This is a genomic window from Candidatus Liberibacter sp. (assembly GCF_014048425.1).
In the GTDB taxonomy this organism is placed as follows: Bacteria; Pseudomonadota; Alphaproteobacteria; order Rhizobiales; family Rhizobiaceae; genus Liberibacter.
This window is the reverse complement of record NZ_JACETX010000040.1, coordinates 1,915-11,847: the sequence shown is the minus strand read 5'-3', so window position 1 is coordinate 11,847 and position 9,933 is coordinate 1,915. Positions and strand designations below refer to the sequence as shown.

Genomic DNA, 9,933 nt, shown 5'->3' with positions numbered 1-9,933 from the left:
AAAAAACGCCCCGCTATCAATCCCTTGATATGCCACATAAGCGATGTTTCTATGGCAAAGAAGCATGCTTATTTTGATCTCATATCACTCAATCTATCAAAAGTTTTTTGGCCTGGTCCCTTAACTCTTTTGCTAACTCTTTTGCCTCAAAGCGATATTCACCCGTTAACCACTTCCTATCTCAAAACGGCTTGTTTTCGCATGCCTTGCGGTTTTTCCAGAAAACTTATTTCCACCTATGGTTATCCTCTAGCAATTCCTTCTGCCAATATCTCTGGAGAAATAAGCGCAACCAGCACTGAAAGTATCCTATCTTCTCCTATAGGAAAAAAAATCCCTCTTATCCTTGATGGAGGTCCCTCTGAAATTGGACTGGAATCAACCATTGTGAAAGTTGAAGACAATAACACAATAAGTATTTTACGCCCAGGTGGACTGGAAACCGAAACAATCAAAATAGTTGCCGGGAAAAAGTTAGGATATCCTATGAATGAAACATCAACACTACAAGCCCCCGGAATGTTGAAATCTCATTATGCTCCCAGAGCCACAGTAAGACTAGAAGCTACTCATGCAAATCCTAGAGAAGCCTTAATTCGTTTTGCAAATTTCCCTGTTAAAAATATTAAACAAGCAATCATCTCCCTTGATTTGAGTCCATCCGGAGATCTAAAGGAGGCGGCATATAATCTCTTTAATTACTTAAAAATAGCTGATACCAGCGGAGCAAATTCTATTGCATTTACTCCGATACCACGCCATGGCTTGGGTGAAGCAATCAATGATAGATTGAAAAGAGCCGCCGCTCCACGCAATTAATCAAGGGATATCCCCATGGACAAGTTGTCTTCTGATACTATTAAAAAATTTATAGAAATTGTTGGACGCGATGAAATGCTCAATGATAGATCTAAAAGAGTAACAGTGCCATGCAATTAATCAAGGAATATCCTCATGAAAAGGTTGTCTTCTGATACTATTAAAAAATTTATAGAAATTGTTGGATACGGTGAAGCACTGGAAGACCAAAAATCAATATCTCCATATCTCAAAGAAGAAAGAAATCTTTATCATGGCACATCTCCACTGGTTTTGCGTCCATCTTGCACAAAAGAAATATCACAAATTTTAAAACTGGCTACCGAAACGAAAACATCCATTACCCCACAAGGAGGAAACACTGGTCTCGTTGGTGGACAAACACCTCGCAGTAACAAAGAAGACATCATCTTATCGCTTGAACGTATGAAAAACATACGAAACATTGATTTGATAGGTAACACCATTTCTGTTGATGCCGGCATCAACCTCCGCGAACTCCGAATATTAGCAATAAATCATAATCGACTTTTCCCTCTTTCTCTGCCGTCAGAAAGCTCTTGTCAAATCGGAGGAAACCTCGCTACAAATGCAGGAGGCACCGCCGTATTAGCTTATGGGAATATGAGACATCTCTGTCTGGGTCTAGAGGTTGTTCTCCCCACCGGCGAAATTTGGAATGGCATGCGCAAACTCATAAAGGATAACAGCAATTATGACATGCGAGATCTTTTCATAGGATCAGAGGGAACTCTCGGCATCATTACCGGAGCAGTACTCAAACTTTTTCCTTTTCCAAAAGGCAAACAAGTTACTTTAATCGCAGTTAATTCTCTTGAAAAGGCTCTTCAATTTTTGCAACTTGCCAAACAAATTGCTTATAATACGCTAACTGCATTTGAATTAATTTCTCAGGCGATATTAGAGTTAGTGATCAAACATATTCCAAACAATAAACTTCCTACTCTTGAAAATTCACATCCTTGGTATGTCCTAATGGAAATTTCTACTACAGAATCCGAAGATCAGGCTAATCAAATAGCCAATACCATATTGTTGCAGGGTTCTGAAAAAGGCATGATTTCTGAGTGGACATTATCTTCCTCCGAAAAAGAGAAACTCGCAATCTGGTATCTTCGAAACAAAATCCCCCTAGCTCAAAAAAAAGAAGGAAGATCAATTTCACACGATATCTCAATCCCCATAGAAGCCATACCATCCTTTCTGCAAAAAGCAGAAGAATCAGTATTGTCCTCTTTCCCTGGAACACGTATATGCCCTTTTGGGCATATGGGAGATGGAAACATTCATTTTATTGTATTTCCGCCAGTTGATAGCAATGCAGATGAATTCTTGTCTCGTAATCGGAATACTGTTTGTGATCTTGTTTATTCTATGGTCCTATCTTATGGAGGTTCAATCGCCGCTGAACACGGTATCGGACAACTTCATAAAGAAAGATTAGAAAAAATATCCCAATCCACGGAACTCATGATGATGCAAAAAATCAAAAATACTTTCGATCCTTGTGGTATAATGAACCCAGGGAAGTTCATTTAAAAAACTCTCTTTCTATTTCCACCCCAAACCACTAAGAAAAAGTATTTCATGAAAGCTTGAAGCTCTATTCTGACTAAGGCTTCGCCTCTTAAAGACATATCATGCACATAACAGAACCGTGATGTAGATTATGCCTATCCTTTTTAATGGCAAATCATGTAATTTACCTATAGGAAAATATCAATATAACCACATATTCTGGAATAAAATCCACTACCGGAAGCTAAATGTTTTCCTAAATTCAGCATGTAAAAAAAGCCTTTTAGGATAGAAAAGATATCCATTATTTACGTAATACAATACCTTTTCTTTCTGGAACCTCTCATTAAAAGAAATCCCTGTAAGTCGAAAAGTCTTGTATTTGTGCAATAATTAAACCAGATATCAAAGATGAAAAGTCTATTTTTAGATACATTGTATTCAAACTTATAAATCTCGTCTTTATCATTTTTTTGCGAAGAAATTCTCTCATTCGCAATAGATAACAAGCAAAAAAGGCAATATCTTCTTATACAATGGTTCGAGAACGAACTGCCTCAAAAAGCGTTCCCTCATCAAGGTAGTCTAATTCACTGCCCATAGGAATACCATACGCCAATCGAGTAACTTTAAGATCCATATTCTTGAATTGGTCAATGATGTAATGAGCTGTCGTCTGCCCCTCAATTGTCGCACTAATAGCAAGAATTAATTCATGAACCTGATTGCTTTTTACTCTCTCTATCAAAGATTGAATTCTAAGATCTTCCGGACCAATCTTATCAAGCGGAGAAAGCGTTCCACCAAGAACATGATAAAGTGCTTTCATCGCACCAGAACGTTCCAACGCCCACAAATCGGCAACATCTTCTATTACTACAATAACAGAACTATCACGCCGTTCATCTCTACAAACAACACAAGGATCTATGGTATCAATGTTACCACAACAAGAACAGAGACAAGCTTTATCATATACCCGCATCATAGCTTCAGCCAATGGACCTAACAACCGATCCTTTCTCTTCACAAGATGCAGAACCGCCCGTCGAGCAGAACGCGGACCAAGCCCTGGAACACGCGCCAAAACCTTGATAAGGTTTTCTATTTCTATTCCAGTTATTTTTTTTGTCATATCAGATATCCATCTCAGGAAAAAACTCACTCCCCTTTTTTAAAATAAGATTATCAATAAGTTTATTTTTTCCCTAAATTTTTAAAAATATAAACACCTAATCTCAGATAAAAACGCACAAATTCCACCTCTAAAAATTAACATCCTAGACTAGAAACTCTTTGAGAAAATCTATCTCAATACCTATATCCTTATCCTCGCAATACTTTCATATAGGAAATTTGAATCCTGGAGGAAGTGATAATCCTGATGTTATTTCTCTTGTCTTTGCTTCAATCATTTCTTCCAGATTCTGTCGAGCATCCCTATGAGCAGCAACAACTAAATCTTCGAGTATTTCAGAATCTTCCTTGCATAATAAGGAATCATCAATTTTCAGTCCTATGAGTGTATTCTTACCATTCAAACGCACACGCACCAATCCACCTCCAGAGACTCCTTCTGCTTCAAGATTTGCGATAACATCCTGCATTTTACCCATTTTTTCTTGTATCTCTTTAACCTGTCCCATCATCTTCATCATATTGCTCATAGCTAATCTCCTGATATTAAAAAGTTCATCGTATATAGTTTATGATTACGAAACCTTCCCATGAATCTATTTTTCCTCTTTTCGACGAGAGAAAGTTCTGATGCCGACAATCCGAGCTTCAGGAAAAACTGCACGAGTAGCCTGTATATCTACATCTGTACAAAAATTTTCGAAATTAAAACCTTTATCTATATCCTTATATTCTTCTCCGGAATTGTGCAACGAACATCTTATCATCCAATCTTCTCCTGTCCAATCTTTAAGCTTCATCAGAAGGCTTTTTAAAAAATCAGCAGGAGCATCTTTAGACAGGAAAACCTCCAATTTCTTTTTTTTAAAGGAAACAACACGAAGAAACTTTTGCACCATATCTTTTATTTTATAATCATGATGATTTTGGCATAAACCAAGGAACTCATCTGTAGCACGTTGCTCATCTAAATTATGTGGCTTCAATTTTGCAAATGATGTGTTTTTTTTTTCAAGAAATCCGGATTTGGCATCTTCAGGAACTGACGATTTATCACACGGAATGATTCCTTTTGACTCTTTGCGATCCATCGTGGACGATTGAGATATATTAACAGAAACAGGACCTGATGAACCAGCCCTTTTTACCTCTTGCTTCTCTCCCTTTATATAATGAGCAATTTCCTCAGGCGAAGGCAAATGAGCGGCATGCGCTAAACGTATTAAAACCATTTCAACAGCTTCTGAAGGACGAGAAAAACTCTCCACTTCATCCATACCTTTCAAAAGCATCTGCCAAAAACGCGAAAGAAACGTCACAGAGAGCTCTTTTGCATACTCAGAAGATCGCTTATTTTCAGTTTCACTATGTGCTAAACTATTCGCCATCTCTGATACATATTTAATTTTTGTCACCAAATGCGTAAAATCAGCAAGATCACTAAGAACTACTGCGGGGCTTGCTCCGGATTCACATTGTGAAGAGAATTCTTGCAAAGCGCGTGTGATATCACCCTTTGTTAAATGACCAAATAAATCAATTATCCTATTCCGATCAGAAAGGGAGAGCATCAAACGAATCTCTGACACTTGAACTCTTCCGGAACCACGCGCAATAGCCTGATCTAGCAAAGACAAGCCATCGCGTGCTGATCCATCAGAGGCTCGTGCAATCATTGCAATTGCTTCCGATTCAAATTCTATAGATTCCTTTTCCAAAATTTTTGTGAACAACGCTACGAGATCCCCAATGGGTATACGACGCAAATCAAAACGTTGGCATCGCGATAATATTGTCATCGGAACTTTCCGAATTTCTGTAGTAGCAAATATAAATTTTACATGTGACGGAGGCTCTTCAAGAGTTTTGAGAAGTCCATTAAAAGCTGCAGTAGACAACATATGCACTTCATCAATAATATAAACCTTATAACGAGCCAATATAGGCTTATATCGCATGTTTTCAATGATTTCACGAATGTCATCAATCCCCGTATGGGAAGCTGCATCTAATTCAACTACATCAATGTGATGACCATTCATAATCTCTTGGCAATGATCTCCCAAGACCTTGAAGTCTATTGTTGGAATATCTATCTTATCTTTTTTATAGTTTAAAGACCGAGCAATGATACGAGCAGTCGTAGTTTTCCCAACACCTCGAATACCAGACAATATATAAGCCTGCGCTATACGACCTGCCTTGAAGGCATTCGTCATCGTCTGAACCATAGGTTCTTGACCCACCATGTTATCTGAAAAACTATTAGGCCGATATTTACGTGCCAAAACACAATAATTACTCGAAAATTTACGCAGGGAAAGTCCTCTCGCGATTTCTTAAAATAAATTCAGGAGTGAGAGGCTGAAAAAATGACCCACTATAGCATCGTTAGGGCTGCTTCTTTCCAGACCTGACCCGGTTGGCGAGCACAGCGTCCACCTTTCAACCTCTCGAAAATGAATTATCGTCAATCTTGGGGTAAAATACAAGCCAGCATGAGAAACTAATTCCCTAATATATACCGAAAATAGTATTGTAAATCATTTTTCTGATAAAATTCCTGATTTTCTGAACTGTACAAAAGTCAGCAAAAAACTATCTGAAATTATGATTTTTATTAAAAAAAACAATATTTTAGAACAAGTGCGTCGTTTTGAATTCCCTATATAAATTTTACAATACAGGAGTTATAAAGAACTTTCTTAACCTATCTTATACCAATTATCCTGCTCAATACTTATTTGTTTATTTGATTATTACTACCTAGTCTGTTTTCTTCTTTTCACATTTAGAAAATCTCGATACTCTATAGATAAAAAGTTTTCTTACATAAAAAACACCGGGAATTACGAAAAATAAATGCCCAAAATATCGCAGAATTTATTTTTTTCCACGTTGGCAATATTGTTTCTGGCAAAAAGCCATGTTTTCTCTCAGGATACACAAGGATCTAGCAGGCTCCCAGAACCTCATTTTGTAACAATTAAATATAATCGAACCAACGTTCGCATCGGACCCAGTAAAATTCACGCTATTTCCTATGTATATTTGAAAGAAGGATTTCCCGTTGAAGTTATTCAAGAATATGAAAACTGGCGACATATCCGTGACTTTGATGGGACCAATGGTTGGGTTAATAAAAGACTGCTCTCTAGCAAACGTTCTGCTATCGTTTCTCCTTGGGAAAATGAAAGCAACGAGCAAACATACGTCAATTTATATCAAAAACCGGACAAAAGATCGACAGTAGTCGCCAAAATTGAGCCTAATGTCCTATTAACAATACATAAATGCTCCGGCGAATGGTGTTTTGGGAAAAATTCCGGCATAAGCGGGTGGATTATGCAAAACAAAATTTGGGGTGTATATCCTAATGAAGAATTCAAATAATTCTGTCGCTTTTTGACGAGAAAACCATCTCATACAAAGACTTTCAAAAAGAAATTCAATCCCGTTTTCCTCTTTCTTCAAATCACTCAGGACGTCTTTATTCCTCTTCCTTAAGTGCCGAATATAAAAAATAAAATAGAATCACTTACTATTTAGAAAACATAACATACTCTCCAATATCATGTGTCCTTGAAGACATGTCTCTATCAAAAACCTTCGAATAAATATAAGTTGCTTCAACAATTCAAAACAAAATATTTCGGAACATCGCATATTTTAAATCTCTCAAAAAGCTTTCTATACCTTGCAATCTTCAGAATCCCGTGATTAGTGTTTTTCAAATAGCTTTACCTCCTTAGTGAGAAATTTCTTGAGAAAATTCAAAACTTATGAATTACCAAAACCCTGAAAAAGTCCTGATTATTATCCCTGCTCGCATAAAATCAAAAAGATTTCCCTGTAAAGTACTCGCTGATATAAACGGACTTCCTATGATAGTACATACCGCTATCCGTGCACGGGAAGCAAATATTGGACGCGTAATAGTTGCGGTTGATCACGAAGAGACCCGCGATTTCATATCTCGTGCGGGCTTTGAATCGGCGATGACTCGAACAGATCATAAATCGGGCTCTGATCGTATCTTCGAAGCATTAAATCTCGTGGATAAAGCACTGGAAGCTACTATCATTGTGAATATACAAGGAGACCTTCCTACCATAGAACCAGAAGCTATAGCAGCCTCACTAATTCCTCTACGAAATCCTCATGTTGACATCGGAACCATAGCAATCAACATTCCTGATGATGAAGATACGCATGATCCAAATATTGTCAAAATAATAGCCACTCCTTCTGAAAACGGGTGTTTAAAGTCTCTTTATTTTACTCGTTCTAAAGCCCCATACGGCGCAGGACCATTCTATCGCCATCTCGGAATCTATGCTTACAGACGCAAAGCTCTAGAACGTTTTTCTCAATTATCCCCTTCTGTTCTAGAAAAGAGAGAATCTCTTGAGCAATTGCGTGCTCTAGAAAATGGCATGCGTATCGATGTCAAAGTGATATACTCAAACTCGGTCAGCGTAGATGTTCAGGATGACTTAGAGAAAGCTCGTATCTTGTTAGATAATCCCTTATCTATAAGATAATTGCATTACTTATTTTAGAAAAAGTAATATAAAATGGCTCTTTAAATTACTCTTTTAATCCTGATCTATGGTTGTCACTATTAATATAGTATATTCTTTTTAATGTTATTTCTGAAGAAAGTACGTTCCAAACGATTCGAGAGAAGTAGCGAAAAGGCTTCATGTTACTGGCTGGTGCGTTGTTGACGAATCGTTATCCTTCCAGGAATTTTCCCTTATTATGTTATAAGTGCCATAACAGCATGTGAATAAACTTGGAACGCTATTGTTCCCCGAGGTAATCAGCTGGGGAAATATACGTTTTAATCTCTTCTTTAAAATCATGATTTGACGAGAGACACAACGGATAAATATTTGAAATCAAATGTAGCATGCTTGATTATGCGAGACATGTATGAATCTTGCCGTTTCACCAAGAGAAGAAAACACCGAACTATCCGTACCTGTCATAAAGGTTTGTCCTCCTATGTCATCAATTATACGAAATAATGCATTTCTTCTACCTTCATCAAGATGTGCCGCAACTTCATCTAATAGTAAGATTGGAGCAAAACCAGTCATAGTAGATATTAGCCGTGCGTGTGCTAAGAAAATTCCCACCAGAACAACCTTTTGTTCTCCTGTAGAGGCATGTGAGGCTTTTATATCCTTATCACAATAATTTACAATTAAATCACTACGATGAGGACCTACTAAAGCGCGTCCTGCAATAGCATCAATCTTCCTTCTTTCAAGCAGAATATCCGCATACTCCTGTTTTAATGCAAGGAAAGCATGGTTAAGCTTGCCGTCCATAAATCCAGAAACATTGAGTTCAACAGAAGGGAACCCTTCTCTTTGCGTATCCTCCTTTATCAGAAGAGACAATTGATTCGTCATCTCTTGACGTGCGACAGCTATCGCAATGCCTAATTCTGCCATTTGTGATTCAATGCTACTACACCAGGAAGAATCAAAAAAATCCTCAGATAACAAACAGTTGCGACTGCGCATCAAGCGTTCAAAGCCAATCATGCGACGTCTGTGTTTCTGATCCAAAGAAAAAACCATTCTATCAAGAAAACGACGCCTTTCTATAGATGGTCCACTGAAAATACGATCCATAGAAGGAACCAACCAATTAATTCTTAGATGATCATTAAGTTCATCTATAAGCCGTAATGCAACATCATTGATTCGCAAATATCGCACAGCTCTATTATCTTTTAATTCCAATTTCATGGATATATCTGCTAATCCTTCCATACCTTCTACTCTCGCAAAAGCAGAAAAAGAAGAAGCAGATCCTATCCGCGTCACATCTGTATAGGATACACGACGTAAACCACGCCCAGGAGAAAGAAATGATATAGCCTCTAGAATATTAGTCTTTCCTGCCCCATTATCACCCACCAGAATTGTTTTCTGGGAGTCAAAAACAAGTCGCAAAGAACTATAATTACGAAATTCACTGAGATTCAAACTTTTGATTTTAACTTTCTGAATCATAAACCATCAATCGAAAAAAAACGTAAAACCTTCTCTGTTATTTCTTTATAGGGAATAATCTTCACTGTATAAAGCAAGAAAATTTTCGCCTATAAAGCAAAAAAGAATACACCTAAAAACATGCGAGAATTCATAAAAATGCTCTCTATATTATTCACTGCTAGTTTAGGAATGTTTTCTAGTTTCCAAATACTTGAAAATTTTTTCCGCAGCCATTTGCCCTGCTGGTAAATTAGTCTTCATATAATCACGCAATGCATCAAAACCATCTAACATAGTCTGGCGCTGCAAAGTATCATTCGCCAATCTTTCGATCCAACGAACCAACGCCTCAGACCGTATCATGCGATTGAAATACTCTGGAACAATGGGATAATCGACAATAAGATTGGGTAAAGCGCAAGTC

General features: G+C 37.5%; 8 protein-coding genes, 1 other RNA gene and 1 pseudogene. 4 read left to right on the top strand and 6 right to left on the bottom strand.

What is annotated here, in order from left to right; translation table 11 throughout:
• Window positions 1-819 (top strand): L-threonylcarbamoyladenylate synthase (locus H0G72_RS04855; RefSeq protein WP_182017654.1); only part of this gene is annotated, 819 nt, incomplete at its 5' end.
• Between the two features lie 135 nt (window positions 820-954).
• Window positions 955-2,379, top strand: a complete 1,425-nt coding sequence (locus H0G72_RS04850; protein WP_182017653.1) for an FAD-binding oxidoreductase — start codon at window positions 955-957, stop codon at window positions 2,377-2,379.
• A gap of 508 nt (window positions 2,380-2,887) precedes the next feature.
• On the opposite strand, the gene recR is transcribed toward H0G72_RS04850, so the two are convergent.
• The 4 genes from recR to ffs form a co-directional block, all read right to left on the bottom strand.
• The gene (gene recR / locus H0G72_RS04845; RefSeq protein WP_182017652.1) at window positions 2,888-3,493 is read right to left on the bottom strand and encodes a recombination mediator RecR; all 606 of its coding nucleotides are present in this window, start codon (window positions 3,491-3,493) and stop codon (window positions 2,888-2,890) included.
• 208 nt (window positions 3,494-3,701) lie between these two features.
• Window positions 3,702-4,025: a YbaB/EbfC family nucleoid-associated protein gene (locus H0G72_RS04840; RefSeq protein ID WP_182017651.1), complete on the bottom strand. Its 324-nt coding sequence runs from the start codon at window positions 4,023-4,025 to the stop codon at window positions 3,702-3,704.
• A gap of 66 nt (window positions 4,026-4,091) precedes the next feature.
• A complete protein-coding gene (locus tag H0G72_RS04835) occupies window positions 4,092-5,831 on the bottom strand; it encodes a DNA polymerase III subunit gamma/tau (protein WP_182017656.1) in 1,740 nt (579 codons plus the stop codon).
• Between the two features lie 21 nt (window positions 5,832-5,852).
• Window positions 5,853-5,948: signal recognition particle sRNA small type (ffs, locus tag H0G72_RS04830), an RNA gene on the bottom strand.
• A 409-nt stretch (window positions 5,949-6,357) separates the two neighbouring features.
• Here ffs and H0G72_RS04825 point away from each other — a divergent pair.
• Together H0G72_RS04825 and H0G72_RS04820 are read left to right on the top strand one after the other, a co-directional pair.
• A complete protein-coding gene (locus H0G72_RS04825) occupies window positions 6,358-6,888 on the top strand; it encodes an SH3 domain-containing protein (RefSeq protein WP_182017650.1) in 531 nt (176 codons plus the stop codon).
• Window positions 6,889-7,277: 389 nt separating this feature from the next.
• On the top strand, window positions 7,278-8,039 hold the full coding sequence (locus H0G72_RS04820) for a 3-deoxy-manno-octulosonate cytidylyltransferase (RefSeq protein ID WP_182017649.1): 762 nt from the start codon (window positions 7,278-7,280) through the stop codon (window positions 8,037-8,039).
• A gap of 360 nt (window positions 8,040-8,399) precedes the next feature.
• On the opposite strand, the gene recF is transcribed toward H0G72_RS04820, so the two are convergent.
• Together recF and H0G72_RS04810 are read right to left on the bottom strand one after the other, a co-directional pair.
• Entirely contained in the window at window positions 8,400-9,527 is a 1,128-nt protein-coding gene (gene recF / locus H0G72_RS04815; protein ID WP_182017648.1) for a DNA replication/repair protein RecF, read from the bottom strand.
• 165 nt (window positions 9,528-9,692) lie between these two features.
• Window positions 9,693-9,933, bottom strand: a pseudogene (locus H0G72_RS04810) (lipid-A-disaccharide synthase); the annotation flags it as partial.